The following is a 25,533-nucleotide window of genomic DNA, read 5'->3' as shown; positions in this document are numbered from 1 at the left end:
TAAGCTTCAAAAGCTATTTCAAGGCGCATTTTTGTGCTATTAATAGGATTATTTTGTATAAACTGCTATCATCGATTCATTTTGCGACGGCTCTTTTTCATCGGTTTCCGGTTGTATATAGGCCTCCTGATTATTATATCGTTTGAACCTTTGCGATCAAGGAGCTGCCGTCTGCATCAATGGTAATCGTATCCTCCGGCTCTACCTGGCCGCTTAATATAAGCCTTGCGCTTAAGGTCTCCACATTCTTCTGCAGATAACGCCTCAAGGGCCTTGCTCCATAGACCGGATCATAGCTCTGCTCCACAATAAAGTCCTTTGCTGCTTCGGTCAGATGAATGGAAATCTCCCGGTCTGCAAGGCGCTTATTCAGATCCGCGATCATCAGATCCACAATACTATGGATGTTCTTCCTGGTCAAGGGCTTAAACAGCACTATTTCATCCAGGCGGTTCAGGAATTCCGGGCGGAAGCAGCCCTTTAATTCATCCATTACCAGCTCTTCGCACCGGATGCTGATCTCACCGGACTCATCAATCCCCTCCAGCAGATAACGGGAGCCGATGTTGGAGGTCAGGATCAGAATGGTATTCTTAAAATCAACCGTCCGTCCCTGGGAATCCGTTATCCGTCCGTCATCCAGAACCTGAAGCAGCACATTGAATACATCGGGATGGGCCTTCTCCACCTCATCGAAAAGAATGACCGCATAGGGCTTACGGCGGATTGCTTCCGTCAGCTGTCCGCCCTCCTCATAACCCACATATCCGGGAGGCGCACCGATCAGCCTGGCTACCGAATGCTTCTCCATATATTCACTCATATCAATGCGCACCATATTATGCTCATTGTCAAAGAGGCTTTCCGCCAGGGCCTTTGCCAGCTCCGTCTTACCAACACCGGTAGGCCCAAGGAACAGGAAGGAACCAATGGGCTTCCTGGGGTCCTTAATTCCTGCCTTGGAACGCAGTATGGCATCCGCCACCTTATCCACGCCTTCATCCTGCCCCACAACCCGGCGATGAAGCTCGGTGCTGAGATTCAGCGTCTTAGTCCGTTCCCCTTCTGTCAGCCTGGTAACCGGAATTCCTGTCCACCGGGACACAATCCTGGCGATTTCCTCCTCACTGACATTCTCATGCACCAGTACCTTTTCTTCCTTCTTCAGCCGCTCCTCTTCCTGCTCCAGCTGCTTTAAGAGTTCCGGGAGTCTGCCGTATTTCAGCTCTGCCGCTTTATTCAGATCATAGCCCCGCTGCGCTACTTCAATTTCATTATTGAGCTCTTCCAGTGCTTCCTTGAGTTTATTCACCTTTTCCACAGAAGCCTTCTCGTTATCCCATTTTGCTTTCATGGAAGCAAAGCTGTCCCGCAGCTCTGCCAGCTCCTGCTGCAGCTCCGCCAGACGGTCGGCGCTGAGCCGGTCGTTCTCTTTCTTCAAAGCCGCTTCCTCAATCTCCATCTGCATGATCCGCCTCTGCATATCATCCAGCTCGGTAGGCATGGAATCCAGTTCCGTTTTAATCAGCGCGCAGGCTTCATCCACCAGATCGATGGCCTTATCCGGCAGAAACCGTTCCGAGATATACCGGTTTGACAGGATTGCCGCGCTCACCAGCGCACTGTCCGTAATCTTAACCCCATGGAATACCTCATAGCGTTCCTTTAACCCTCTGAGGATGGAAATGGTATCCTCCACCGTAGGCTCCTCTACCATAACCGGCTGGAACCTCCGCTCCAGGGCGGCATCCTTCTCCACATGCTGACGGTATTCGTTCAGGGTAGTGGCACCGATACAGTGAAGCTCGCCTCTGGCCAGCATGGGCTTGAGCATATTCCCGGCATCCATGGAGCCCTCTGCCTTACCTGCTCCCACAATGGTATGAAGCTCGTCGATGAAGAGGATAATCTGTCCCTCGCTCTTCTTCACTTCCTCCAGGACAGCCTTCAGCCTCTCCTCGAATTCTCCCCGGTACTTCGCACCGGCTACCAGTGCCCCCATATCCAGGGCGAAGAGCTTCTTGTCCTGCAGGGACTGGGGAACATCTCCCCGGACAATTCTCTGGGCCAGCCCTTCCACCACCGCCGTCTTACCAACTCCCGGCTCACCGATGAGAACCGGGTTATTCTTCGTCTTGCGGGATAGGATACGGATCACGTTCCGAATCTCACTGTCCCTGCCGATGACCGGATCCAGCTTCTGTTCCCTGGCTCTGTCTACCAGATCGTAGCCGTATTTCTCCAGCGTATCATAGGTTGCTTCCGGATTATCACTGACCACCTTCTGATTGCCCCGAACCGTCTGTAAAGCCTTCAAAAACTCCTCACGGGTGATGCGGAAGTCCTGAAACAGTGTCTTGACTTCCCTTCCCGGCTGGCGCAGCATGCTCAGAAACAGATGCTCCACCGATACATAGGAATCTCCCATCTGCTTTGCCTCGTTCTCCGCGTAGATCAGAACCTTGTTCAGATCATTCCCGATGTAGATCTGTCCTCCCGATACCTTCGGGCGCTTGTTCAGCAGTCCCTTCACCTGGGCCAGGAATACCTCCGTATTAACATCCATCTTCTCCAGAAGCTTCTTAATCAAGCTGTCCTCCAGCTGGAGCAGGCTGTAAAGCAGATGCTCCACAGCAATCTCCTGGTGCCCGTATTCATAGGCCAGCTTTTCACAATTCTCAACGGATTGGATTGAATTCTGCGTAAATTTACTGATATTCATCGTTTTATTTAGGAGGGATAGCCTTCCGGTTATCCTCCGTTCCTCCCTTCCCAACAGGTTTCCAAACATAGCAATCTGGTTACTATGTTTATGTTCGCATGTGTTCTATATCAACTATAACATATGAGACACAAATGTCAAGAGGTTTTTTTAACAAATATCATAAGGACAGCCAGGATGCTCACCAGCCCTTCCGTCGCCACAAACGCCATCCACACTCCGGTCATTCCCCAGACAGCGCTTAACAGGAATGCCATGGGAACAAGGATGACACATCCCCTGGCTACTGAAATAAGAAAAGCCTTCATAGCATTCTCGGCAGCACTCAGATACATACATACTATAATATTAACTCCTGCAAAGAAGAAACCGATAAAATAAATCTTCAGCCCCGGCTCGGCAAGAAGCGCAATGGACGCATTCTGTCCGCTGTTGAAGATCCCGGTCAGCCAACCGGAGCCGAAGTATACCAGGAGATAGATCGCGGATGCAATAACCAGGGAACTAACCACGGCATAACGGAGCAGCTTCCTGATCACCGGCTTCTCCCTCAAACCATAAGCCTTGCTCACCAGGGGCTGAATTCCCTGGGCGATTCCGGTGAATACCGAGATCCCCACCAGTGCCAGATTTGCAACAATCCCATAGGAGGCAACCCCCACATTCCCCTCCAGCTTCAGTATAATCCAGTTGAAGGTGATCAGAACAATGGCGGAGGACACCTCCGTAATAAATGCCGCCAGCCCCAGGCTCAGAATATCGCGGATCATCCTCAGCCGGCTTCTGACCCGCATCCAATGCAAATTACACTTTCCAAATATAAAGTGAAACGATAAGATACCAAGGCTGATCACAGGAGCCAATCCGGTAGCGAATGCGGCACCGAACATACCCATTCCCAGGGGGAACATAAACACATAATCCAAAATAATATTGGAGAAGCTCCCTGTCAGCATAGCGATCATGGATAATCTGGGGTTGTTATCATTGCGGACAAAGGCCAGCACGATATTATTCAGAATAAAAAACGGTGCGAAACATAGAATCGTCCGCAGATAATCCCTTGTCAGGGGCAGAGTCACCTCATCCGCTCCCAGCAACACGGCCAGAGGCACGGTCCACAATATCCCTATTGCGGCAAATACCGCCCCGGCCAAAATCCCCAGCTTTAAGCTGGATGTGAAAGCAATATTCTTCTGCTCCTCTTCCCTCTGGTATTTTAGGATGCTATAGCGGGTAGCTCCTCCGATACCGATCATCAGCCCGGTTCCGTGAATCAGACTGTAGATGGAGATGGAAAAGTTCAGCGCCGCTAAACCGGCGGCCCCCAATGCCTTTGATACAAAAAAGGTATCCGCCAGGATATAGCAGGAGAGCCCGATCATCCCAAGAATATTCAGACTCACATACTTTACATAATTTTTTAAGACAGATTGTTCCATTCTGCTTTCCTCCTTGAATAACGGGTCCGCTTACGGCCCTTCCTATACAATAAAAAGGGTGTCCCTTCCATATCCCTTCTAAGACCTGACGGAATATTTCAGAACACCCTGTACTCTTTACCCGGTGGCAAAGAGATGGTTTTTTCTTATACAACAGTTGTTATCATAATACATTTTGCTCCGTGTGTCAATCACCTCAGCGCCAGTTAATATCCCAAAGAAGTGATTTCAATATACTATTCTTCATGTTCCTACTTCCTTGCCAAAACAGGTCTATCCTTCCTTCTTTCCGCTCTTCTCCAGTGTCTCCCATATTCCCGTAAGATACATGGCTCCAAGTGCCCGGTCATATAAGCCGTATCCCGGCCTCCCCGTCTCACCCCAGATCATTCTTCCGTGATCGGGGCGCACGTAACCGTCGAAACCGTTCTTATGGAGAACCTTCATAATTTCCACCATATCCATGGAACCGCAGGGGGAATAATGAGCACTCTCCTCAAAGCTTCCATCCTCCAGCAGCTTCACATTGCGCATATGCATGAAATGGATTCTGCCCTGGGCGCTGTATTTATCCACCATGCTCACGATATGGTTGAAATCCGCCGAACCCAGAGAGCCTGTGCAGAAGGTAAGCCCGTTGTATTTATTATCCGCCAGCTTCAGGAAACGATCCAGATTCTCTTCCTTCGTAATGATTCGAGGAAGTCCGAAGATGCTGTAGGGCGGATCGTCGGGATGAATTGCCATCTTCACGTCACATTCCTCCGCCACCGGAATAATCTGCTTCAGGAAATACTCCAGATTGGCCCACAGTTCTTCCTCGCCCACGTTCTTATACTGGGCAAAGACCTGAGCCAGACCTTCCTTGGTATAGCTGGCATCCCAGCCCGGCAGGGAGAGCTCCCCTGTCAGCGGGTCCATCCTCTCCAACTGCTCCCTGTAATATACCAGCGCTGTAGAGCCATCCTCCAGCACCTTGTCCAGCTGGGTTCTGGTCCAGTCAAACACAGGCATAAAATTATAACAGATCACCCGGATCCCTGCCTCAGCCAGCCTGCGGATATTCTCCTTGTAATTCTCAATATACCTCTCCCTTGCCGGAAGCCCCAGCTTAATATCCTCATGCACCGGCACACTTTCAATTACTTCAAAATGCAGTCCCGCTTCCTCTACCGCCTTTTTTAGCTTACGGATACTCTCCCTGCTCCAAACCTCACCTACCGGCACATCATACACCGCCGTAACAATACTGTGCATACTGGGAATCTGCCTGATATATTCCAGCTTAACCGCATCCTCTTCTCCGTACCATCTGAACGAAAGCTTCATCGTATAATCGCTCCTTTCCAATTTCATCTTTTCCCTATTCTTCACTAATTCGTCTTCCGCGGAGCACGTTTTGCAACTCCAAACCAATCTTACCAAGATTTCCCGTCGCAATACAGCAAATATGCGTGCATTGTAACATATTTCTTTCATTATATCTGGACAATTCCTTAAATTCTATGTTATTCTTGCTTATAGACTTGCAAAAATTGCTTAGTTTAAAAGGAGCGTCTATGAACGAAAAAACACATGAATATCTGACCCGTCAGTACATGCTGCCCCGGGATTATGAGATATTTCATTATTCTAATACCGATCTGACCGGAGTAAGCCTCCACCATCACGATTTCTACGAATGCTACCTCTTCCTGTCCGGGGATGTCACCTATTTGATCGAAGGCAAAGCCTATTCCCTTAAGCCCGGGGATATCATTCTGATCAATTCCAGGGAATTGCACCAGGCATACGTCAATTCCAGGGAAACGGCTTATGAACGGTTTGTGCTCTGGATCAGCCCAGCCTTTTTACGCCATCTGTCAGCCGACAATACAGATCTCACCCGGTGCTTTGAAAATCCCGGAAGAAAAAACGTGCTCCGGGTCAATGTGGAGTGGCAGCAAAGCATCCGGGCGCTGATGAATAAGCTGATTTCTCTGGAGCATTTCCGGGGAATCGGCAGATCCCTCCTGTACCGGGCCTATATCACCGAGCTGATGGTATATCTGAATAATCTGACCTTCAATGATCAGGTTCTGTTTGATGTGGATGTTAAAAAGAGCCGCTTGATCGACAGCATCCTTGAGTATATCAACTCCCATCTTGAGGAGGAGATAGCCCTGGATACTCTGGCCAAACATTCCTACCTGAGCAAATTCCATCTCTCCAGGGAATTCAAAAAACATACCGGCACCACGCTTCACCGCTACATTCTTCAGAAGAAGCTGATCGCCGCCAAAGAATTGATCCTTAAGGGCCTTCCCATAATCCAGGTCTGTGAGCGGTGCGGCTTCGGCGATTATTCCAACTTTTTTCGCGCTTTCAAAAATGAATACGGCATGACCCCAAGGCAATTCTACGAGGCCATGAGAAAATAACTCCGCTTTCTTGCCATTTTCGATTTATTATAATATAATGAAGCGTAAGTGCACAACAAGCAGGATTATGAAATAAATATCAGAGAGGTCTTTTATGGCAAATAAGAAGAATTCCACTAAGGAACCACCAAAGCAATTCATTGATTTATTTTACATGACGCCGGCCAAGGTATCGGCGGCTGATATCGGCAGACTTTTTCACAATACCAAAGGCCTGACGGTAGAGCTATGGACTGACATGGATGTGATGGAGCTTGTTCTTCCAAACGGCAATTCAGTGGACCTGGAGGCTATGGAGGTTGATTTTCAGAGCCCCTCCGACGCCGCTTTTGTGAAGAACAGAGGGATACAAACCATTTTTGCCATCACCCTGTGCGAGGCGGATCTGTCCCTGACTATCCCGTATTTTGAGCAGCTTACCGCTGAATTCTCCGGCTTTGTCTGCGCCGACAGCGAAGACTTTACGCCCGTTTATGCCGGAAGCTCAAAAAGATAATGAGGCCGCCATTACCGCCTGGCCGCTACTTTACACGTCTAAGGAGCATACATTATGAAGCAGCACTCAGCAGCCCTTAAGGCTGCTTTTCCGCATACCATCCCTGTTCTTACCGGATACCTTGTCCTTGGAACAGCCTACGGCATTCTCATGAATGACAAGGGCTTCTCCCTCTTTTGGATCGTTCTGGCCAGTGTCTTTGTCTATGCCGGTTCCATGCAGTTTGTGACCGTTGCCCTTCTGGCTGTCGGTTTCGATCCTCTCGGCGCTTTTCTGATGACCATCGCCGTCAATGCAAGACATATCTTCTATGGCATCTCCATGCTCAACGCCTACCGGGGAACCGGCAGAATGAAGCCCTATCTCATCTTCTCCCTGACGGATGAGAGCTTTTCTATCCTGTGCTCCGCCAATATCCCGGAGGGAGTGGAGAAGCGATGGTTTTATCTGTTCGTATCCCTTCTGGATCACATCTACTGGGTCCTCGGCTCCATCCTGGGCGGTGTCCTGGGAAGCCTGCTGACCATTAATACCAGGGGAATTGATTTTGTGCTGACCGCACTCTTTGTCGTGATCCTGATCAATCAATGGAGGCAGACCTCCAACCACCTGCCCGCCCTCATCGGCATTCTCAGCGCCATAGTGTGCCGGCTTCTGTTCGGAGCCTCGGATTTTATTATTCCATCGATGATCTGCATCCTGCTATGCGTCACAATTCTGAAGAAACCTATGGAACAGGAGAGGAAGCAATGAACTATACCACACCGCAGTTAATCATCTTTTTTATAATTGTATCCCTGGGAACCTTGCTTACCCGGGCCCTGCCCTTTCTTCTGTTCCCCGAGAATAAACCCATCCCAAAATATATGAAATATCTGGCGGATATCCTTCCCTTTACCATCATCGGAATGCTGGTAATCTACTGCCTTAAGGATATCTCCCTCCTCAAGTCTCCCTATGCGCTCCCGGAGGCCATCAGTATTCTGGCCATTGTCCTGCTGCACTTATGGAAAAAGAACACCCTGCTCAGCATCGGAGGGGGTGCTCTTATCTACATGGTACTGGTTCAATATGTATTCGTATAGACCTTAAATTACTTCTTTGATGGAGAGCTTTCTCTCCTTGGATAAATCCACATAAACCTCTCCCACCTTTACCACCGGACGGGACAGGGAGAGACGGTTAATCATGATAACCTCGCCTTCCCGCCCATCACTGAGACGTACCATATTGTGGATGTAGGACTCTACCATCCTCTCCAGGAAGACCATCAGGTATCCCGGATCAAATTTCAGGAAGCCATCCTTCTCAAATTCCTCAATTACATCAAAGGGACTGATGGCATTGCGGTAGCGGCGGCTTGAGGTCATGGCATCGTAGACATCGGCAATTGCAATAATTTTTGCAAATTCATCGATTTGCTCCGCCACAAAGCCGTTGGGATAGCCGCTTCCGTCACATCTCTCATGATGCATCAGAGCCGCATATTTTACCCTCATGTCCACAGGGAAATCCTTCAGTACCTGAAAGCCCTTCATGGCATGAGTCTTGACAATCTTATATTCTTCCGGTGTCAGCTTACCCGCCTTTGATATGATCTCCGAGGGTATCAGCATCTTGCCGATGTCATGCAGCAGGCCGGCAATGGTCAGAATCCGGATGTCTTCCTTGGGAAGCTTCAGCCAGTTGCCGAAGACATTGCAGATCAGAGACACATTCAGACCATGTACATAGGTTAAATCATCATAATTGCGAATGCCGTGGAGCATCTCCAGAATATGGGCCCCGTTTCTTCCCTCTGACAAGATACGCTCTGTCTCTGCCAGCAGCTTACCGGGATCAAATTCCTGACCGCCCTCCAGAAGGCCGCCAAAGTTATTCTCCACATTCTGAATGGAGCCTACATAAGTACGGTTGAATTTCTTAAATTCCGGTGTACTGCGAAGCATTTCCATATAAGATACCGGCTCTACTGTTACTTCATTGGGATAAACCACAAGCCCATAAATATGATAATACCGCAGCCGGTTAATTGTTCGTCCGTCCAACACGGTTCCCTTCGGAATTATCAGCTGCCCCTGGGGGTTATACACGTCCGAAGCCGCCTTCATCCCAGCTTCAGCCTGATCCGTTCTTATTCTTATCGCTTCCATTGCACTCCACCTTCCATTCTTTTGTAGTTCGAAACTATGCTCCCCAATCCGGTCCGGTTCCGGTCTCTCGGTGCCCCATCTCCATCAATATCGCCCTGCAGGGCGCTCCTTCACATCCTCCCAGCTTCAGCGGCGGGGCAAAGAGAAAATAATCTCCCGGAGCAACCCCTTCCAGGCAGATACCCTCCAGCAGCACTACTTCCTGCCCCAACAGCTCCAGATGCACCGGCATGGTGTCGTCCTCTGAGCCCACACTCTGAGTCTCCACACCAACCAGAAGAATTCCATATTCATTCAGCAGTCTTGCCATCCCCGGGGTGATCTCGGTATTGCCCTTGATCAGCAGCCTCTTTTGGCTGGTCAGCAGCTTCTGCTCCCATTCCGCCTCTTCCCTGCTCCTTAACTCGATTACCGAACAAGGTCCGATGCAGCGGGTCAGCTCAAGCTGCTCCATGGTCTTCCCATCCTTATAGAAATGAAAGGGAGCATCAATATGAGTGGCATTATGGGCTCCCATGGACAAATTCGTCAGATTATAGGAAGCCCCCCTGGTCATATCCGATACTCTGTCATAGGAGGGTGCCAGATCTCCGGGATATACCTTCCCATGAAACAGCTCCTGCGTGATATCATAAAGCTTCATTCTCTATTCCTTTCCATCTTTCAAAACAAGCCCCACGGGACAATGATCGCTGCCCATGGTATCCTTGAAGATCAGGCTGTCTTCAATCCGGTCCTTCAGACGCTCCGACGCCAGAAAATAGTCAATACGCCAACCCACATTCTTCTCTCTGGCATGAAACATATAGGACCACCAGGTGTAGGCATCCGCCGCGTCCGGATATTTATAGCGGAAGGTATCAAGGAAGCCGCTGTCCAGCAGCGCCGTCATCTTATCCCGTTCCTCAATGGTAAAGCCTGCATTCCTTTTATTCGACTTCGGATTCTTCAAGTCGATTTCCTTATGTGCCACGTTCATATCTCCGCAGACCACCACCGGCTTCTTCTGATCCAGAGCAAGCAGGAACTCCCTGAAATCCTCTTCCCATTCCATCCGGTAATCCAGTCTGGCCAGCTCCCTCTGGGAATTGGGCGTATATACGGTGACCAGATAAAAATCCTCATATTCCGCAGTAATAATCCTGCCTTCCGCGTCATGCTTTTCAATCCCCATGTCAAAGGTCACACCGATGGGTTTCTTCTTTGAAAAAAGGGCAGTTCCTGAATATCCTTTTTTCACTGCCGAGTTAAAATACTGATGATAGCCCTCAAAAGCCACTTCTACCTGCTCCGGCTGCAGCTTCGTCTCCTGAAGGCAGAACATATCTGCATCTGCCTGTTTAAAAAACTCCTCAAAGCCTTTCCCAATACAGGATCGTAATCCATTGACATTCCATGATACCAGCTTCATAATCCTTAGTTCCTTTCTGAACATTCCATATCCATAATCACATCATACAGCTCTTCCACCGTTCCTGCCAGCCGCATTGCTCCGGCCTGCTCCAGCTCCTGTCTGCTTCCATAGCCATAGAGCACTCCGATGGCAGCAATTCCAACCTTCCGGGCTCCTTCCACATCATGCTCCCGGTCTCCCACCATCACTACCTGGGAGAGGTTCTCAATTCCGTTCTTCGCCAGAGCATAGCGGATTACGTCCGCCTTGGCAATACGGCTTTCATCCAGGGTAGCACCGCAGATATCATCAAAGTATCGCTCCAGATGAAAGTGCTCCAGTATCTTTTTTGCAAAAACCTCAGGCTTGGAGGTCGCGGTAATCAGCTTCTTCCCTGCGGCCCGCAGCTTTTTCAAAAGCTCCTCCATCCCTTCGTATACCTGATTCTCATAGATACCGGTATCCTTAAAATACTCCCGGTACTTCGACACCAGTTCCTCTGCTTCCTCCTCGTTAAAATTATAAAACTCCATAAAAGAGGTCTTAAGAGGCGGCCCAATATGCCGGTAAAGGCTTTCCAGCTCCCGGACAAATATTCCCTTTGATCTTAGAGCACATTGAACCGACTTCGTAATTCCAACTCCGGGATCTGTGATCGTTCCATCCAGATCCAGTAATACATATTTCATCTGTACCTCCAAAATATCGCCGGATCACAGTCTTGCCGTATCCGTTCTTTTCTTTACCATAGGGGATGAATTGCCGGACAGGCCTTGCTTTTTACCGCTGCCCGAAATTCCACAAAGCAGCCGCAGATTCGGCAGATTCCCTCTCTCAGATTCTCACATTCCCGGCATCTGGACAGCCGCTCAAGATAGAGAGGCTCCTCCGCTTTCGTATCCTCGTTCAGCCCGTTCAGATAAATTTTCATATGCTCCAGATATTCCTCCGGTGCGATATCCTGCAGAAGACAGCGCTTACATCTTCTCATTTCATTCTGTTCCATCAGCCGTCGGTTTCCTTACCTGTTTCATATTCTTTTCAACCAGCTTGCGCGGCAGCATTACCTGATGCCCGCAGCCCAGACATTTCAAACGAAAATCCATCCCCACCCGGAGAATCTCCCATTCAAAACTTCCGCAGGGATGCGGTTTTTTCAACCTTACAATATCCCCGAGATTTAAATCCATAATACACCCCAGCCTTTCCACCGGAGACACGCTCCTTCTGTTATTGGCAACCAGGTTCATGATCCGGCTGACATAAGACAAGCAGCTCGCAGCCCGGCGTTGTTTGCTCCAAGCAAAAATTGCAAGCAGACTTACATTTCCGCTTCCATTATATCATGAACAAAGAACATGTTCATGATCTCCGGCTCCGATCACATGATTACGAGCAAGCTCGTATCATGTTCACTACGCATTCATTATATCATAATACATTAATTAATAAAAACAAAATTTTTTCTTGCATTTTACAATGCGTTGTTGTAGTATGTAAACATAGATTACGTAGTTTTTATAACTACATGCCAAATCAGCAATTCTATGTCATGCATTTATACTGTTGAATTTGACAATACTAATAACCACAACATAATTAATTACAAGGAGTTGATTTTATGACCGTCAAAAAAGTAAAAGCAAAAGATCCCGGCAGCGCCATTACCCATCTGATCGGCACTCTGATGACTGCCTTTGCTGCAACTCCGCTTCTTATCAAAGCGGCACACCATCCCGGCCCGATCCATCTTCTTTCCCTTGGTATCTTTGTACTCAGCATGATCCTGCTGTATGTTGCAAGTACAGTGTACCATACCTTTGGAAAGACTGCAAAGATCCATGTCCGGCTCAAGAAATTTGATCACATGATGATTTATGTTCTGATTGCAGGAACCTATACTCCCATCTGTCTCATTGCACTGGGAGGCCGCACCGGTCTGGCTATGCTCGTACTGATCTGGAGTATTGCTCTCATCGGGATTATTGTAACCGGCTTCTGGGTGCATTGTCCCAAATGGTTCTCTTCTGTGATATATATTGCCATGGGCTGGACCTGTGTGCTTGCCTTTACCCAGATTATTAACGCTCTGCCTGTCGCTGCTTTTGTATGGCTGCTGGCCGGCGGAATTATTTATACCGTCGGTGGGATCATCTACGCCCTGAAGCTTCCCATCTTCAACAACCGGCATAAATACTTCGGCTCCCATGAGATCTTCCATCTCTTTGTTATGGGCGGAAGCATCTGCCACTTCATCCTGATGTACAACTATATCGCCGTTATGCCTTAACCGAACCCCTCAACCTTATGCCGTTAGACTTGCCGGGTATTTCGCAGAGGCTTGGTACACTACAATCGGACATACAGGCAAAAAACCGGGCTGCCTGCCGCATTCCCTCCCTATATCAGGAAAGAAATGCGGCAGGCAGCCCAGTCATATCTATGTTAAGCAGCCGAATGTTCGGGTAAGTTATCAGAACAGCAATGCTTCGTGCTCTTGATGAGGTATAAGGATTCGGTTGCGAATTCTCAAAGATATGTATCCCCATTCCACATCACTGTTCCGGATCAGTCATTATCTGGCCTCCACTAGCGATCCTTTTCACCTCTTCTATTCTGGCACCGATACGGCATCTATACATTATTATACTCTGCAAATTATGAATTGTGACTGTTCTCCATAAGGCCGATAAAAGAAAGCTGGAAGCTCAAATTCATAGGAGCGTTCCAGCTTTCCCGCTTACAGTCTCTTCAGCAGCTCTTCTCTCTGTGCCTCAAAGCCGGGCTTTCCCAGCAAAGCAAACATATTCTTCTTATAACTTTCCACTCCCGGCTGGTCAAAAGGATTCACTCCCAGAAGGTATCCGCTGACACCGCAGGCAAACTCAAAGAAATAGAACAGCTCGCCCAGATAGAACTCGTTCTGCTCCGGCATGGTTACACTCAAGTTAGGGACATTGCCGTCGGTATGCGCCAGAAGCGTCCCCTTCATGGCACTCTTATTAACAAAATCCACACTCTTGCCTGCAAGATAATTCAAGCCGTCCAGATCAACTTCCTCTTCCTCCAGAATAATCTCGGTCGCTGATTTCTCCACATTGATTACGGTTTCAAACAGGGTCCTCTGTCCATCCTGGATGAACTGGCCCATGGAATGCAGATCGGTGGTAAAATCAACGGATGCCGGATAGATTCCCTTCTGATCCTTGCCCTCGCTCTCTCCGTAGAGCTGCTTCCACCACTCGGAAACAAAGTGCAGGGAGGGTTCATAATTTACCAGAATCTCTATTCCCTTGCCTTTTCTAAGCAGAACATTGCGCACTGCCGCATATTTTAAAGCATCATTCTCTTCAAAGGGCAGGTTGAGACAAGCCTCTCTCATACTGGCTGCGCCTTCCATCAGCTGAACAATATCCGCACCGCTGACAGCGATCGGAAGAAGGCCCACCGCCGTAAGCACGGAATAACGTCCGCCAACATCATCGGGCACCACAAAGCTTTCATAGCCCTCTTCTGTAGCCAGCTTCTTCAGAGCTCCCCGGGCTTTGTCCGTGGTGGCATAGATTCTCTTTGCCGCCTCCTGTCTGCCGTATCTCTCGTTCAGAAGCTTTTTAAATACGCGGAACGCGATTGCCGGCTCTGTTGTAGTGCCGGATTTACTAATGATATTGATGGAGAAATCTCTCTCCCCGATGACCTGGATCAGATGATTCATGTAATTGCTGCTGATATTATTTCCGCAGAAATAGATCTCCGGTGTTTTTCTGATCTCCCTGGAAACACTGTTATAAAAACTGTGTCTCAAAGCTTCAATGGCAGCTCTGGCGCCAAGGTAGGAGCCGCCGATACCGATTACCAGCAGAACCTCCGAATCCTGCTGGATCTTTGCCGCAGCCTTCTGAATCCTTGCGAATTCCTCCTTGTCATAATTGATGGGGAGATCAATCCATCCCAGATAGTCATTGCCCGCGCCTGTCTTATTAATAAGTTGGTCTTTCGCTGCTACAGTGGCATTCTTAATCATATCTACTTCAGAATCTGCAACAAACTTTTTCGCAACCGAATAGTCAAAGGTAACTTTGTTAGCCATAGGATACCTTCCTTTCATTTTTTCTTCTATTCTAACAAAATCGCCCTGATTATTCAATCATTTTTCTTTCTGATTTATTTAAGCAAAGAATTCTTTTAAAACCTCTTCTATTACCTTATCCTCCTGGCTGTTCTGCAGGCTCCGGCTCTTTCCGCTTCCTTTGGCAGCCGCGGCTGCTTTCTTCTCTGCCTTTTCCAGAAGCTTCTTCTCCTGCTGGTCCCGCTCCTTGCTTGCGGCAATCTCATCCAGCCCCTGCAGCACTTTATTCAGATCCATTCTTTCCTGGCTGGGCTTTAAATCGTGTTCCATACTATGTAGAATATTCTCCCTGGTCTCCAACTCTTCCCGAAGGCCTTCTGCCGGAAATTCCGCTGAATCATCTGCGAAAAGCTCTTTTGGCACAGAGGCCTCCTTCTCTGCGGATACCTCCTTCTTCATGGATATCTCCTTCTCCATGGACCGCTCCCTATCCATAGACGATATCACCGGTTCCTCAACCCCTGATGCCTTCCCTGACTGCTTCTTCTCCGTCACTGCCTCTGCCCCTTTGCCGGATGACTTCCCCGCATATCTCTTACCCGGCTTTTCAGCTGGCTTCTCCATGGTTTCTTCCGCCTGATTATCCCCCTGGCTTTCCATGGACAGCTTCTTCAGCTCAGCCTGCCGCGCCTCCAGAGCCTTACGCTCCTCTTCTATCTTCCTCAATTCCTCTTCCCTTCGCTTGGCGGCTGCCTGCCTGCGCTCCTCCTGCCTTCGTCTCTCTTCCTCTCTGCGGGCCTCCTCCAGTCTCCGGCGCTCCTCTTCTTTCCTCTGAGCCTGAAGCTTCTTCTCCTCTTCCTTCTTTTGCTTTGCCTCCCGCCTGCGTTCCGCTCTCTCCTTCTTACTCTCCGTCCTTTCGGCAGATGTGCCCACCTGTTTCTTGGCTTCCGTTACCTGGGCATACTCCCGGCGCATCTGCTCATACAGCTCCGGATAGAACGTCTCCTGCTCCAATCGTATCTTGCAGAAATTATCCAGATAATCCAGAAGGTTCAGGTGGAGCATTCTCCTCTTCGCTGATAAATTGATGCTTTTATCCACAAGAATTAAAATTGCACTTGATAAGATTCCCACAGATCCAGTCAGTAATATCTTATCTTGTCCACAACGGAAGGTTACTCCGAAAACCACACTGACAGGCACGGTTAAGAGATTAAGGAAAAGAATTTGTCCACCGAAATTGTCCCAGGTGGATAATAAAATTCCACAAAATCGATATTTTAATACATTCTTATCCACAAATGTATCCACATTATTCACACCAATTTTTGCCTTATAGCACGCCTCAAATCTCATTTTTATAAGCTTTACCAGCTTATTTTTTGCCTCTGCCGGATTTTCCGACGCCTTAACCAGATTCTTAAACACCTGGTTTACAATCAGACGAACCAGCAATCCCAGTCCGCAGAGTCCTGCAAAGGCGTAAATAATGATATTTTGCTCAAATAAGAATTGAATCATAAAAATCCCCTCTCTTTTCCATATATTAACATTAATTATAGCTTACAACAGCTATTTTGAAAAGAGAGAGGATTACAAATCGATTTACATTATTTTACTTATGTTTTTATATTATGATTTATTTTGCTTTGTTTCGATGAAAAACCACAGGCAGGAAGATTTATTGTTTCTTCACCATGTCCGGCATATTGAAATAGGTGTCCAGGCGGTCATTCGCCACCTCAACAGAATAACTTATGGTCTCATAGCCCTCCTTAATAAAAGTCACCACATGGTTTCCGATTATCTTTGTAAAGCTTATGGGTGATATCCCCTGGAACTCCCCGTTGAGATATACCGAAGCCCCCAGAGGGCTCTGTATGTAGATCAAGTGATTCCTATCCACTATATAATCCTCTTCCGCCAGGTTCCCGGAATCCTCTCCGTCGGCATCCGCATCCGGATTTTCATCTCCCTCCATATCAGGATCATCCCCTATGCCATCACTCTCGCCAGAATCCAAGTTCACATCCTCCTCAGAATCTGTGCCGGTATTGCTATCCATACCCGTGTCACCATTCCCTCCGGCATTGTTATTCATGCCAGTATTGTTACCAATGCCGGCATTCGCCCCAGAACCCGAACCGCTATTGGAAGCCACGTCGGGACCGGTTCCCGGCGTATCCGTCTCTGTTACGATGACCGACCGGTTACTGCTTTCCCTTGGCAGATCAATGCGCAGATTCTTCCCTGCCGTATTTAACGTAAGGCTTCCTTCATAAGTGACATATCCATCCAGGGACACTACAATATCATGCTTTCCGTAATTCATTTCCAATGAATCGGCATAGCTTGTCAGCTTACCGTCCACAAACAGATCAGCTCCAAAGGGAGATATGGTGAAGGTAACCAGACCCTGCTTTGCACCATTGGGCCCCAGATCCCCAAGGCTCACCACCGTCTCCTGATTACGCCGAACTGTAATATTCTTCGTTGCCGTATATTTTGCACTCTCCACGGTAAGGTTGAAGCTTCCTTCCCTCACCATGATGACCATATCCTTGGCAATCTGTTGAATGGCTTCATAACCGATGGTGACATAATCTCCGATAAAGCCCTCGTAATCCGTCAGCTTGACCGTGCCGTGGCCCCTGGTAATCGTGATAGACCAGATGGTTTCCTCGTAGCCCCGCACCGTCAGCTCATCCATCGGCGCCAGATCATATACTGTCACAAAATCCGCACCGTCCAAAATAATCAAGTCATCCGTATATTTGTATTTGGTGGATCCAATCTTCATAACCCGGTTGCTGCGGTCAATACTGAGATTGTTCACTCCTATGTATTCCCATGCTTTCGTGGATATCTTCAACTGGGTCAGCTTTGTCTCTGTCTTAGGATGGATCGCCTCCACCATGGTCCCCACGGGAATCTGCAGGATTGCTATGGTTTGGCTGTATTTATCCGTAATATCTGTTGATCCGCTGTAAGGGTAGACGGTACTTTCCTTTTTCGCTATGTCATACAGCGTGATTTCCTTGGCTTCTTCATTGATATCCGTAACCACACCCAGCACCTCAACAAGCTGCACCGAAGCCCCTCCCTGCTCCTGCTGCTTCGCATCTCCCACCGGTTTGTTCCTGTTTCGATTCGCCGGGGCAGATGAGAACATGGTTATGAGAAGGATGACAGACAAAAGTCCGAGTCCTGTGATCAAATTCATAATTACATTGCCGCTGATCCGAAATCTTTTCTTTTTGGACGGTTTTGCTCCCTGCTGTTTATCCAGCCTGTAGGGTGTTCTGTTCCCCCATTTATAGTCCGGTTGTTTTTTCCAATCTCTCATTTGTTGTTCCTCTGCTTATGACTGCTGCTTTATTTTACTGACATTATACCATAGTCGCAAGCTCCTATGGTATGGCACTCCGTGCTAGGATGCGCACTACGCTCCGCTCCGGCGCACACGAATAAATGCGTGAGTATAATGTCTGCCGACATTATACCATAGTCACAGGCTCCTATGGTATGCGTCATTATGCGCACTTGGCTTCGCTCCGGCGCACCACACGCATATATACGTGGATATAGTGCCTACCGATATTATACCACAACATCCAACCGTTGCAATCCCTGCGCACGCACCCTTACAAGATTCTCTCCAGCTTCTCAAGAAACATCTCTTTTTTCTCGTTCTGTTCCCCGATCATGGTCAGCTTCTGGGTGTTCCGCCCGGATATCCAGGATTTCTTTCCGTTGTAATAGAAATTAGTGATCTTCCAGAACTTCTCCGGATAGAGAAGCAGCACATACAGCACCTGAAGCTCCTCCCGGCTAATGGGCCTGATCTGATCATAGGCTTCAATCATATTGCTTCCGTAAAGAATATCCCAGTCGTTCTTCTCCATCACCTTCCGAATAAACTGGTAGAGATCAAAGATCTGAAGCCCGATATAGGATTTTTCAAAATTAGTGGTTGCAATCTGGCTTCCCGGCCCCCCAAGCTCCGTAGCGGACAACGGCTGCCGGTTTACCCAGCCAGGGGGGATCTGTGCCTTGTTCATTGCCTCCGCCTTATTTTTCAACATAATAATATTATGATAGGTATAATTACCGTGACACACACTGCGTTCCTTGACCGCCCTCTCCATCAGAGTACGGTAGGCAGACCTGGAAAGCCGTTCTGCCGCCATGAGCCCCTGCTCATAGAAGGCTTCATAATAATTCAGATATAACAATTCAAATTCGTTTTTCTGCTTCTTCTCCCTGATATATGCCCTGACCCGCTTCAGCTCCCTGTTGCGCTTGTCGAAGGTCTCCGCCAGATCCGGCGCAATATTATGCTCCATCTGCTCTCCGGCAAGATCCACCTCCTGCAGCATATTATGAAGTCTTGCCAGGTTCGCGGAAGCCAGCTCAATCTGGGACAGCTCCTTCAGATTGCATTCTTCCCCCCAGAACCAGTTCTTCATGATATACTGGCAGCCTCCCCCATCCTCGGACACAATATCCTCCTCCATGGTTTTAACAAAGAGGTCCGTATTGGAATAGCCGTGAAGCAGCAGATGCTCCTTTACCTTGTTTTCAAACATAGCCCGGTTTCTGGAGCCCTCAAAGCATTTGAAAAGCTTCAGTCCGCAATCCGTTTCCAGCAAAAATGCCCCTCTGGCCCGGTATATGTTGTAAACCTTAAGACGATATTTTTTCAGTGCCTCCTGACTTCTGTCCTCCACAGCCCATCCTCCTTACAAAACTTCATAGCATAGCAATGCGTATAACGGATCCAGCCGAAGATGAAGTTTTGAAGCTTCATGGGGATAAACCCGTCTTACTAATATTATGTTGTGTCTCTCTAATTCATGATAACTTATACCATTGCTTTTGGAAAAGTTTTGTATGAAAACGTCAGTGCATTGATTGTTTTTCTTTTGCCAGCTCCAGCAGAGTCTCCCGCCGGTTCAGCTCCGGCCTCTCCAGAACCCTGGACAGCAGATATTCCAGCAGCTCCCCCAATTCCCTGCCCGGCTTCATGCCAAGAGCGATCAGATCCTTCCCGTTTATCTTCAGCTCCTTCTGGCTGACACATTCCTCCCTCTCTATAATTTCCCGATACAGCTGCCGGCCCTTGGCCAGCCGCCGGAACTTTTCATCGGTATGCTGTGGATTTTTGGCGGAGATATCTGCCCGGTTCACCTCAAACAGCAGTTCCATGTATTCTTTTCCGATTTGCGCTGCCGCCCTGCGCATTCCTGCCGGTGTCAGGCCATAATGGTAATCATGCCAGCGGATCAGATGCACCACGGAATCGATGGTATCATTGTCAAACTTAAGACGTCTTAATATGGCTCTGGCCGTTACTGCTCCTTTTTCCTGATGACCGTAGAAATGGCTCTGGCCGTCCTTCCCTATGGCGGCCGTGCCCGGTTTTTCCACATCGTGGAGCAGCATGGTCCAGCGCAGTATCGTTCTCTCCCGAAGAGAAAAACGCTGCTCCTTAAGGCTTCCCGCTACCTCCGAGACCGCATGGATGGTATGTTCCCCCACGCTGTAGATATGATGTATATTCTTCTGCTCCGTCTTCATCATGGCGTCAAATTCCGGAAGAATGATCCTTGTAATTCCCGTCTCATAAAGCAGCCGCAGCCGGTCCGGCGAATCAGATAATAAAAGCTTGGTCAATTCGGTCCTAATCCGCTCCGCACTGATATTTTGCAGCTTTACCGCCTTATCTGTGACCGCCTGCAGGGTATGCTCCTCAATTCCAAACCCCAGCTGGGCGGAAAAGCGGACAGCCCGCAGAATTCGGAGGGCGTCCTCTCCAAAGCGTTCCGCAGCGCTTCCGACACACCGGATGATCCCCCGCTCCAGGTCCTCTCTTCCTCCGAATAAATCAACCAATCCCTCCGCCTCATTATAAGCCATGGCATTGATAGTAAAATCCCTTCGCTTTAAATCCTCTGCCAGACTGGAAGTAAACTCCACCTGTTTGGGATGGCGGTTATCCTCATACTCACCGTCCAGCCGGTAGGTGGTCACCTCATAATGCTCTTTATCCAGCAATACCGTCACCGTACCATGTGCAATTCCCGTATCTACCGTCCTGCGAAATATTTTTTTCACCTCATAGGGCGTTGCTGAGGTAGTGATATCCCAGTCCTCCGGCTCCCTGCCAAGTAGCATATCCCTGACACAGCCGCCTACGGCGTAGGCCTCGTAGCCGTGGGCCTTCAGCTCTTTAATGATCTCATTCACTTTATCGGGAATACAAAACCTCATAAGCGCCCTCCTCACATTCGTCTCACAGATTAAAATCTATACCGATTATAGCAAAGCCCCTTTACGATTTCAAGAAAAACCCATAAGGCGTCCGCGAAGCATTTCTTAAGAAGACTTTAAGAAATTCTTAAGTTGTATTATTGCCTTGGTAACGCTATAATTACATGAGTTGGAATTTTAAAGTAATTTTACATAGGGGAGGGGGAGACTGCCATATGTATCCGGCAGGTAAGCATTACCGGTATCGAAATGACATTTATAATAGATTCATCAGCATGAATGCATTATGTGAATCCAATGCAAAATCTTTGGGAGAATTGGAGCTGTCTCCTGATGGGATGTTTCATCACCTTATGACCACCGGTGTCATCCTTCAGATTAAAAACCGGTATTATCTCAATGAGGAGAAGGCCATCCGGTATTTCCGCAGGCGAAGCCTGCTGATATCGGCAACTGTCATTCTTTTTCTGCTGCTTGCTTTAATAGGCTATCTGGTGCTTTTATAATAAAAGACAGAATAAGGGCTTTGTATGCCGGAGCGTAATTTCGCTCACGGCACACAAAGCCCTTCCTATCTCTTTTCCTAGTACGCTTTTCCCCAATAAGCCATTACCTTAGCAGGCTTTCCGCAGCATACGCAAACCTCGGAAATCTGCTCCTGCTCAAAGGGCATACAACGGGAGGTTGCACCGGTCCGGTCCTTGATCTCCTTCTCACAGGCCTCGTCCTCACACCACATTGCCTTGACAAAGCCGGGCTTTTCTGCAACCGTCTTCTCCAGCTCTTCCATATCGACGGCGGTATAGGTATGAGTGTCACGGTGCTTTCTTGCTCTTTCCAGCATCTCGGACTGCATTCTCTCTAAGATCTCGCCGGCCTTAGCCTCAATCTCATCCAGAGATACCACCGTCTTCTCTCTGGTATCCCTGCGGACGATTACCGCCTGATTGGCTTCTATATCCTTGGGGCCGATCTCCACACGGATGGGAACACCTCGCATCTCCTGCTCGCTGAACTTCCATCCGGGACTCTTGTCGGAATCATCCACCTTAACCCGGAAGCCGCCCAGCCTCTGCTTCAGCTCGTATGCCTTATCCAGGACACCCTCCTTATTCTGGCTGATGGGTATGATCATAATCTGGGTAGGTGCAATTCTGGGAGGCAGTACCAAGCCGCTGTCATCCCCGTGAACCATAATGATGGCTCCGATAATTCGGGTGGACACGCCCCAGGAGGTCTGGTGCACGTACTGCAGGGTGTTATTCTTATCCGTATATTGAATGTCAAAGGCACGGGCAAACCCGTCGCCGAAATTATGGCTGGTTCCCGACTGCAAAGCCTTGCCGTCATGCATCAGAGCCTCGATGGTATAGGTTGCATGAGCACCCGCAAACTTCTCCTTCTCTGATTTCCGCCCCTTAATCATAGGGATCGCAAGAACTCTTTCGCAAAAATCAGCATAAACATTGAGCATCTGAATCGTTCTTTCCTCCGCCTCTTCTGCCGTAGCATGAGCCGTATGTCCTTCCTGCCACAGAAATTCCATGGAGCGGAGGAAGGGTCTGGTGGTCTTCTCCCAGCGTACAACGGAGCACCACTGATTATACAGCTTAGGGAGATCCCGATGAGATTGAATGATCTTGGAATAAAAATCACAGAACAGGGTCTCCGAAGTAGGCCTTACGCACATTCTCTCCTGAAGAGCCTCTCCTCCTCCATGGGTAACCCAGGCTACCTCCGGAGCAAATCCCTCCACATGATCCTTCTCCTTCTGTAACAGACTCTCCGGAATAAACATGGGCATATATACATTCTCCACCCCGGTTGCTTTAAAATCCGCATCCAGCTGCTTCTGGATGTTCTCCCAGATCGCATAGCCGAGAGGGCGAAGTATCATACAGCCTCTTATGCTAGAGTACTCAATCAACTCCGCTTTTTTTACAACATCCGTGTACCATTGGGCAAAATCCACATCCATTGAGGTAATGGCCTCAACCAGCTTCTTATCCTGTGCCATAATATTCTCTCCTTTTTCTTGTTTTCACTATTCCTTACCTCTTGCATTCCATTCACCGGCAGCAAGAATACTCATGGGCTTTTCCTGTTTTTATACAACAAAAAAGCCCTTCTATCCGCAAGGGACCGAAAGACTCGGCGGTACCACCCTAATTAACTGCCGCGGGGACAGTTCTCTTATCTCCGTTAACGCCGGAATACGTTGCATTTCGGGGAGTCAAAGCTCCTTTCATACAATGCTCCAAGGCCGGTTCGGCTGAATCGCTATAAGAAGCTTCCACCACTGCTTCTCTCTCTGGAACAACGGCAACAACCTACTCTTCCTCTTCTTCGCACACATCAGATCTGACTAATAGGCTAATTGTATGCCAGAATAACCGCTTTGTCAAGCGGTTATTCTTCTTCACAGCCGTTAATCTCCTGTCGGTCAGCAGCCTCCTGTGCCTTTTCGTTGATCACCTTATACACAGTGATAATAATCACCAGTCCTACCGGCCCCAGGATAAACCCTGCAATGGAGAAGAGCTTTACTCCGATATACATGGATATCAGCGTATACAGCGGCTTTATTCCAATCCGGCTTCCGATCAGCTTCGGTTCCAATACCTCACGGATAATCTGACACAGGAGATAAATCGTGATTAGTATTGCCGCTGAGTAGAGGTTGCCGTTCATCAGTATAATAATCGCCCAGGGTATGAATACCATACCGCTTCCGATAAAGGGCAGCGCATCCATAATGGCAATTCCTATTCCCGCCAGCGCGGCATATTCATTGCGAAGCAGTGTAAGCCCCAGCACACAGATCACCGCCACAATCAGCATAATGATTGCCTGGGAACGCAGGTAGGCTATTCCGGCTTCGGACAGCTTGGACGTAATCTTATGAAAATCTTTGTATAAGGGGTGCTCGCTGTATTTCTCCTGAAACAGGGGCAGCTCCTTGGTAATGAGCACCGCCGACACAAAGACGATCAGCAGAATTCCGATAAATGCCACTGTTCCTATGGTAAAGGATATGGTATGCTCTGTAATCTCCGGCATCAGATTGTTCTTCACCCTCTCCAGCAGAAGCTTCAGATTCTCGTCAACCATAGCCCGGAGCGTTCCTCCGTCCAGCCCAAAGAGATCGTCGCAGCCCTTGCAGATATGGTCCAGCCTGTTAGCGATCAGACTGAGATAGATGGGAAGATTACGAAGAAAGGCGACGGCCTGTTTAAATAAAATATTGATCAGCAGAATGAGGCTGACTCCAAAGACTCCAAACAGCAGAAGCAGCGCCGCCGTTCCTCCCAGCAGGCGCGGCACCTTGAACCGCCGGTATAAAGTGTCTGTCACCGGACGAATCAGCCATGCCAGAAAATAAGCTGCCAGAAACGGCAGAACTAATCCAAGAAAATACTTAAATCCCAGATACACTGTGACAGTAATAAGTACCAACAAAATAGGGCCTTTTATTCTCAATAATTTATCCCATATCGATTTCAAGCGGTTCACCCCCTAACTTTGGAATCAAAAAGAGAATTCATTTTAAGATGAATTCTCCTGTGATTATTGTCTGCCAAAGAGATATTAATATCCTCGGTGAATACTTGTAAAAATAAAGCTAAAATTATCAAAATATAAAAGTTTCAACCATGGAAATATAAGCTCATAAATTGATTATAAAATCAAAGGGTGCTGCGTACCATGGGTGCTTTTGACGCTTTAATTATAATATATTTCACTGCATCATAACTGAAACGTAGGGCACCTGCGCAATATAAGCTGCTTTCACATAAGAGAGTCCTTCCTGTACCAGATAGTCCTCACCTTGCTTGGATACCCGTACCGTCTGCCGGGCCGCATAGGCTCCTTCATACTCCTTCGCCAGCGCTTTCAGCTCCTGTCTGTCCTCCCCGGAAATCTCGCTTTCTTGAATCAAACGCCGGGGTGACAGCAGTATTTTAAAGCTCTCCGTCCCCTCTCTCTGATACTGCTCCTCATAGATCTCCGCTTCCTTCAGAATAATCTCCGCGATCTGATCCGGTGTGCCGTAGGTGCTGTCGATAATCAGGTTGTAATTGGAATATTCCATGTATTTTAAATTGTAAATATCCTTATACCGCACATTCTCCGTAGCCGCACGTTCCGCCAGCAGCTTCTTGGCTTCCTCCAGGGAACTGTATTTCTCCTCCGCTCCCCGCTGATCCTTCATGACACGCTCCGCCGCCACCTCAAGGCTTACGGATACAAACACCTTAAAAGAATGCTCCACAAAATGCCATGCCAACCGGGAATCAAAAATAATATTTTTATCCCTGTTTTCCCTGGATATTCTGGCAGTCTCATCATCAATCATCTTGTCGTATTTCCGGTCAGAACACATCAGCTTGTTTAATTCCAATGTCGTCATGTTCATCTGGCGGGCCAGCTCTCTTTGAACCTTTCCCGTGGAATAGATTTCATATTGATATTGGTCGCTTAACAGCCTGCATACGGTTGACTTCCCGCTGCCCAGGTTACCTGTAATCGTAATATGCATGAATTTACCCTCTTTTCTTCGCATC

Annotated in this window: 23 protein-coding genes and 1 other annotated feature; of the genes, 6 read left to right on the top strand and 17 right to left on the bottom strand. The window is 48.3% G+C overall.

The window, feature by feature from the left end; all coding sequences use genetic code 11:
- Nucleotides 1-133: 133 nt before the first annotated feature.
- The 3 genes from clpB to uxuA form a co-directional block, all read right to left on the bottom strand.
- Nucleotides 134-2,722: an ATP-dependent chaperone ClpB gene (gene clpB, locus HNQ56_RS14080; RefSeq protein WP_429147313.1), complete on the bottom strand. Its 2,589-nt coding sequence runs from the start codon at nt 2,720-2,722 to the stop codon at nt 134-136.
- A 137-nt stretch (nt 2,723-2,859) separates the two neighbouring features.
- Entirely contained in the window at nt 2,860-4,164 is a 1,305-nt protein-coding gene (locus HNQ56_RS14075; RefSeq protein ID WP_429147310.1) for an MATE family efflux transporter, read from the bottom strand.
- A 273-nt stretch (nt 4,165-4,437) separates the two neighbouring features.
- The gene (uxuA, locus tag HNQ56_RS14070; RefSeq protein WP_429147307.1) at nt 4,438-5,493 is read right to left on the bottom strand and encodes a mannonate dehydratase; all 1,056 of its coding nucleotides are present in this window, start codon (nt 5,491-5,493) and stop codon (nt 4,438-4,440) included.
- Between the two features lie 230 nt (nt 5,494-5,723).
- Between uxuA and HNQ56_RS14065 the strand changes: the two genes are divergently transcribed.
- The 4 genes from HNQ56_RS14065 (at nt 5,724) to HNQ56_RS14050 (ending at nt 8,165) form a co-directional block, all read left to right on the top strand.
- Nucleotides 5,724-6,584 (top strand): helix-turn-helix domain-containing protein, encoded by an 861-nt coding sequence (locus HNQ56_RS14065; protein WP_429147304.1) that lies wholly within the window; start codon nt 5,724-5,726, stop codon nt 6,582-6,584.
- A gap of 94 nt (nt 6,585-6,678) precedes the next feature.
- The gene (locus HNQ56_RS14060) at nt 6,679-7,080 is read left to right on the top strand and encodes a hypothetical protein (RefSeq protein WP_429147301.1); all 402 of its coding nucleotides are present in this window, start codon (nt 6,679-6,681) and stop codon (nt 7,078-7,080) included.
- Nucleotides 7,081-7,134: 54 nt separating this feature from the next.
- On the top strand, nt 7,135-7,833 hold the full coding sequence (locus tag HNQ56_RS14055) for an AzlC family ABC transporter permease (protein ID WP_429147298.1): 699 nt from the start codon (nt 7,135-7,137) through the stop codon (nt 7,831-7,833).
- Nucleotides 7,830-8,165 (top strand): branched-chain amino acid transporter permease, encoded by a 336-nt coding sequence (locus tag HNQ56_RS14050; RefSeq protein ID WP_429147296.1) that lies wholly within the window; start codon nt 7,830-7,832, stop codon nt 8,163-8,165. The genes HNQ56_RS14055 and HNQ56_RS14050 overlap by 4 nt, the downstream gene beginning before the upstream one ends.
- Nucleotides 8,166-8,168: 3 nt before the next feature.
- On the opposite strand, the gene HNQ56_RS14045 is transcribed toward HNQ56_RS14050, so the two are convergent.
- Genes HNQ56_RS14045 through HNQ56_RS14020 form a run of 6 tightly spaced genes read right to left on the bottom strand, consistent with a single transcriptional unit; the run spans nt 8,169 to nt 11,816 of the window.
- Complete coding sequence (locus HNQ56_RS14045; RefSeq protein WP_429147293.1) at nt 8,169-9,233, bottom strand: HD-GYP domain-containing protein; 1,065 nt, start codon at nt 9,231-9,233, stop codon at nt 8,169-8,171.
- 34 nt (nt 9,234-9,267) lie between these two features.
- Complete coding sequence (locus HNQ56_RS14040) at nt 9,268-9,876, bottom strand: cyclase family protein (RefSeq protein WP_429147290.1); 609 nt, start codon at nt 9,874-9,876, stop codon at nt 9,268-9,270.
- A gap of 3 nt (nt 9,877-9,879) precedes the next feature.
- Complete coding sequence (locus HNQ56_RS14035; RefSeq protein ID WP_429147703.1) at nt 9,880-10,644, bottom strand: exodeoxyribonuclease III; 765 nt, start codon at nt 10,642-10,644, stop codon at nt 9,880-9,882.
- A 5-nt stretch (nt 10,645-10,649) separates the two neighbouring features.
- Nucleotides 10,650-11,315 carry an HAD family hydrolase gene (locus HNQ56_RS14030; RefSeq protein ID WP_429147288.1) on the bottom strand — a complete coding sequence of 222 codons (666 nt, stop codon included), beginning with the start codon at nt 11,313-11,315 and terminating at the stop codon, nt 10,650-10,652.
- A gap of 53 nt (nt 11,316-11,368) precedes the next feature.
- Nucleotides 11,369-11,617: a DUF6171 family protein gene (locus HNQ56_RS14025; protein ID WP_429147286.1), complete on the bottom strand. Its 249-nt coding sequence runs from the start codon at nt 11,615-11,617 to the stop codon at nt 11,369-11,371.
- A gap of 1 nt (nt 11,618) precedes the next feature.
- Nucleotides 11,619-11,816: a DUF951 domain-containing protein gene (locus HNQ56_RS14020; protein ID WP_429147701.1), complete on the bottom strand. Its 198-nt coding sequence runs from the start codon at nt 11,814-11,816 to the stop codon at nt 11,619-11,621.
- A 431-nt stretch (nt 11,817-12,247) separates the two neighbouring features.
- Between HNQ56_RS14020 and trhA the strand changes: the two genes are divergently transcribed.
- Nucleotides 12,248-12,916 carry a PAQR family membrane homeostasis protein TrhA gene (gene trhA / locus HNQ56_RS14015; protein ID WP_429147283.1) on the top strand — a complete coding sequence of 223 codons (669 nt, stop codon included), beginning with the start codon at nt 12,248-12,250 and terminating at the stop codon, nt 12,914-12,916.
- Nucleotides 12,917-13,366: 450 nt separating this feature from the next.
- Here the strand turns inward: trhA and HNQ56_RS14010 are convergent, their stop codons facing one another.
- The 5 genes from HNQ56_RS14010 to HNQ56_RS13990 all read right to left on the bottom strand — a co-directional run bounded on the left by HNQ56_RS14010 (nt 13,367) and on the right by HNQ56_RS13990 (nt 20,968).
- A complete protein-coding gene (locus HNQ56_RS14010) occupies nt 13,367-14,716 on the bottom strand; it encodes a glucose-6-phosphate isomerase (RefSeq protein ID WP_429147280.1) in 1,350 nt (449 codons plus the stop codon).
- A 78-nt stretch (nt 14,717-14,794) separates the two neighbouring features.
- Nucleotides 14,795-16,216 carry a hypothetical protein gene (locus HNQ56_RS14005; RefSeq protein WP_429147277.1) on the bottom strand — a complete coding sequence of 474 codons (1,422 nt, stop codon included), beginning with the start codon at nt 16,214-16,216 and terminating at the stop codon, nt 14,795-14,797.
- Nucleotides 16,217-16,376: 160 nt separating this feature from the next.
- Complete coding sequence (locus tag HNQ56_RS14000; RefSeq protein ID WP_429147275.1) at nt 16,377-18,041, bottom strand: PEGA domain-containing protein; 1,665 nt, start codon at nt 18,039-18,041, stop codon at nt 16,377-16,379.
- Between the two features lie 298 nt (nt 18,042-18,339).
- Nucleotides 18,340-19,425, bottom strand: a complete 1,086-nt coding sequence (locus HNQ56_RS13995) for a hypothetical protein (protein WP_429147272.1) — start codon at nt 19,423-19,425, stop codon at nt 18,340-18,342.
- Between the two features lie 172 nt (nt 19,426-19,597).
- Nucleotides 19,598-20,968 carry a CCA tRNA nucleotidyltransferase gene (locus HNQ56_RS13990; RefSeq protein WP_429147269.1) on the bottom strand — a complete coding sequence of 457 codons (1,371 nt, stop codon included), beginning with the start codon at nt 20,966-20,968 and terminating at the stop codon, nt 19,598-19,600.
- A 215-nt stretch (nt 20,969-21,183) separates the two neighbouring features.
- Between HNQ56_RS13990 and HNQ56_RS13985 the strand changes: the two genes are divergently transcribed.
- The gene (locus HNQ56_RS13985; RefSeq protein WP_429147267.1) at nt 21,184-21,474 is read left to right on the top strand and encodes a hypothetical protein; all 291 of its coding nucleotides are present in this window, start codon (nt 21,184-21,186) and stop codon (nt 21,472-21,474) included.
- A gap of 77 nt (nt 21,475-21,551) precedes the next feature.
- On the opposite strand, the gene proS is transcribed toward HNQ56_RS13985, so the two are convergent.
- From proS to HNQ56_RS13970, 3 genes are all read right to left on the bottom strand, one after another.
- Nucleotides 21,552-22,985: a proline--tRNA ligase gene (proS, locus tag HNQ56_RS13980; RefSeq protein ID WP_429147264.1), complete on the bottom strand. Its 1,434-nt coding sequence runs from the start codon at nt 22,983-22,985 to the stop codon at nt 21,552-21,554.
- Nucleotides 22,986-23,102: 117 nt separating this feature from the next.
- Nucleotides 23,103-23,324: a binding site (T-box leader), on the bottom strand.
- 53 nt (nt 23,325-23,377) lie between these two features.
- Nucleotides 23,378-24,472 carry a sporulation integral membrane protein YtvI gene (gene ytvI / locus HNQ56_RS13975; RefSeq protein WP_429147262.1) on the bottom strand — a complete coding sequence of 365 codons (1,095 nt, stop codon included), beginning with the start codon at nt 24,470-24,472 and terminating at the stop codon, nt 23,378-23,380.
- Nucleotides 24,473-24,707: 235 nt separating this feature from the next.
- Nucleotides 24,708-25,532 (bottom strand): cytidylate kinase family protein, encoded by an 825-nt coding sequence (locus HNQ56_RS13970; protein WP_429147259.1) that lies wholly within the window; start codon nt 25,530-25,532, stop codon nt 24,708-24,710.
- Nucleotide 25,533 lies beyond the last annotated feature (1 nt).

The organism is Anaerotaenia torta (assembly GCF_050433395.1).
Classification (GTDB): Bacteria; Bacillota; Clostridia; order Lachnospirales; family Lachnospiraceae; genus Mobilitalea; species Mobilitalea torta.
Note: the sequence above shows the minus strand (reverse complement) of the source record. Positions and strands in the feature narration are given on the sequence as shown.

Bases quoted from the DNA above. Each gene is read 5' to 3' on its own strand.
- clpB (WP_429147313.1), bottom strand. From the start codon at position 2,722: ATGAATATCAGTAAATTTACGCAGAATTCAATCCAATCCGTTGAGAAT.
- HNQ56_RS14075 (WP_429147310.1), bottom strand. From the start codon at position 4,164: ATGGAACAATCTGTCTTAAAAAATTATGTAAAGTATGTGAGTCTGAAT.
- uxuA (WP_429147307.1), bottom strand. From the start codon at position 5,493: ATGAAGCTTTCGTTCAGATGGTACGGAGAAGAGGATGCGGTTAAGCTG.
- HNQ56_RS14065 (WP_429147304.1), top strand. From the start codon at position 5,724: ATGAACGAAAAAACACATGAATATCTGACCCGTCAGTACATGCTGCCC.
- HNQ56_RS14060 (WP_429147301.1), top strand. From the start codon at position 6,679: ATGGCAAATAAGAAGAATTCCACTAAGGAACCACCAAAGCAATTCATT.
- HNQ56_RS14055 (WP_429147298.1), top strand. From the start codon at position 7,135: ATGAAGCAGCACTCAGCAGCCCTTAAGGCTGCTTTTCCGCATACCATC.
- HNQ56_RS14050 (WP_429147296.1), top strand. From the start codon at position 7,830: ATGAACTATACCACACCGCAGTTAATCATCTTTTTTATAATTGTATCC.
- HNQ56_RS14045 (WP_429147293.1), bottom strand. From the start codon at position 9,233: ATGGAAGCGATAAGAATAAGAACGGATCAGGCTGAAGCTGGGATGAAG.
- HNQ56_RS14040 (WP_429147290.1), bottom strand. From the start codon at position 9,876: ATGAAGCTTTATGATATCACGCAGGAGCTGTTTCATGGGAAGGTATAT.
- HNQ56_RS14035 (WP_429147703.1), bottom strand. From the start codon at position 10,644: ATGAAGCTGGTATCATGGAATGTCAATGGATTACGATCCTGTATTGGG.
- HNQ56_RS14030 (WP_429147288.1), bottom strand. From the start codon at position 11,315: ATGAAATATGTATTACTGGATCTGGATGGAACGATCACAGATCCCGGA.
- HNQ56_RS14025 (WP_429147286.1), bottom strand. From the start codon at position 11,617: ATGAGAAGATGTAAGCGCTGTCTTCTGCAGGATATCGCACCGGAGGAA.
- HNQ56_RS14020 (WP_429147701.1), bottom strand. From the start codon at position 11,816: ATGGATTTAAATCTCGGGGATATTGTAAGGTTGAAAAAACCGCATCCC.
- trhA (WP_429147283.1), top strand. From the start codon at position 12,248: ATGACCGTCAAAAAAGTAAAAGCAAAAGATCCCGGCAGCGCCATTACC.
- HNQ56_RS14010 (WP_429147280.1), bottom strand. From the start codon at position 14,716: ATGGCTAACAAAGTTACCTTTGACTATTCGGTTGCGAAAAAGTTTGTT.
- HNQ56_RS14005 (WP_429147277.1), bottom strand. From the start codon at position 16,216: ATGATTCAATTCTTATTTGAGCAAAATATCATTATTTACGCCTTTGCA.
- HNQ56_RS14000 (WP_429147275.1), bottom strand. From the start codon at position 18,041: ATGAGAGATTGGAAAAAACAACCGGACTATAAATGGGGGAACAGAACA.
- HNQ56_RS13990 (WP_429147269.1), bottom strand. From the start codon at position 20,968: ATGAGGTTTTGTATTCCCGATAAAGTGAATGAGATCATTAAAGAGCTG.
- HNQ56_RS13985 (WP_429147267.1), top strand. From the start codon at position 21,184: ATGTATCCGGCAGGTAAGCATTACCGGTATCGAAATGACATTTATAAT.
- proS (WP_429147264.1), bottom strand. From the start codon at position 22,985: ATGGCACAGGATAAGAAGCTGGTTGAGGCCATTACCTCAATGGATGTG.
- HNQ56_RS13970 (WP_429147259.1), bottom strand. From the start codon at position 25,532: ATGCGAAGAAAAGAGGGTAAATTCATGCATATTACGATTACAGGTAAC.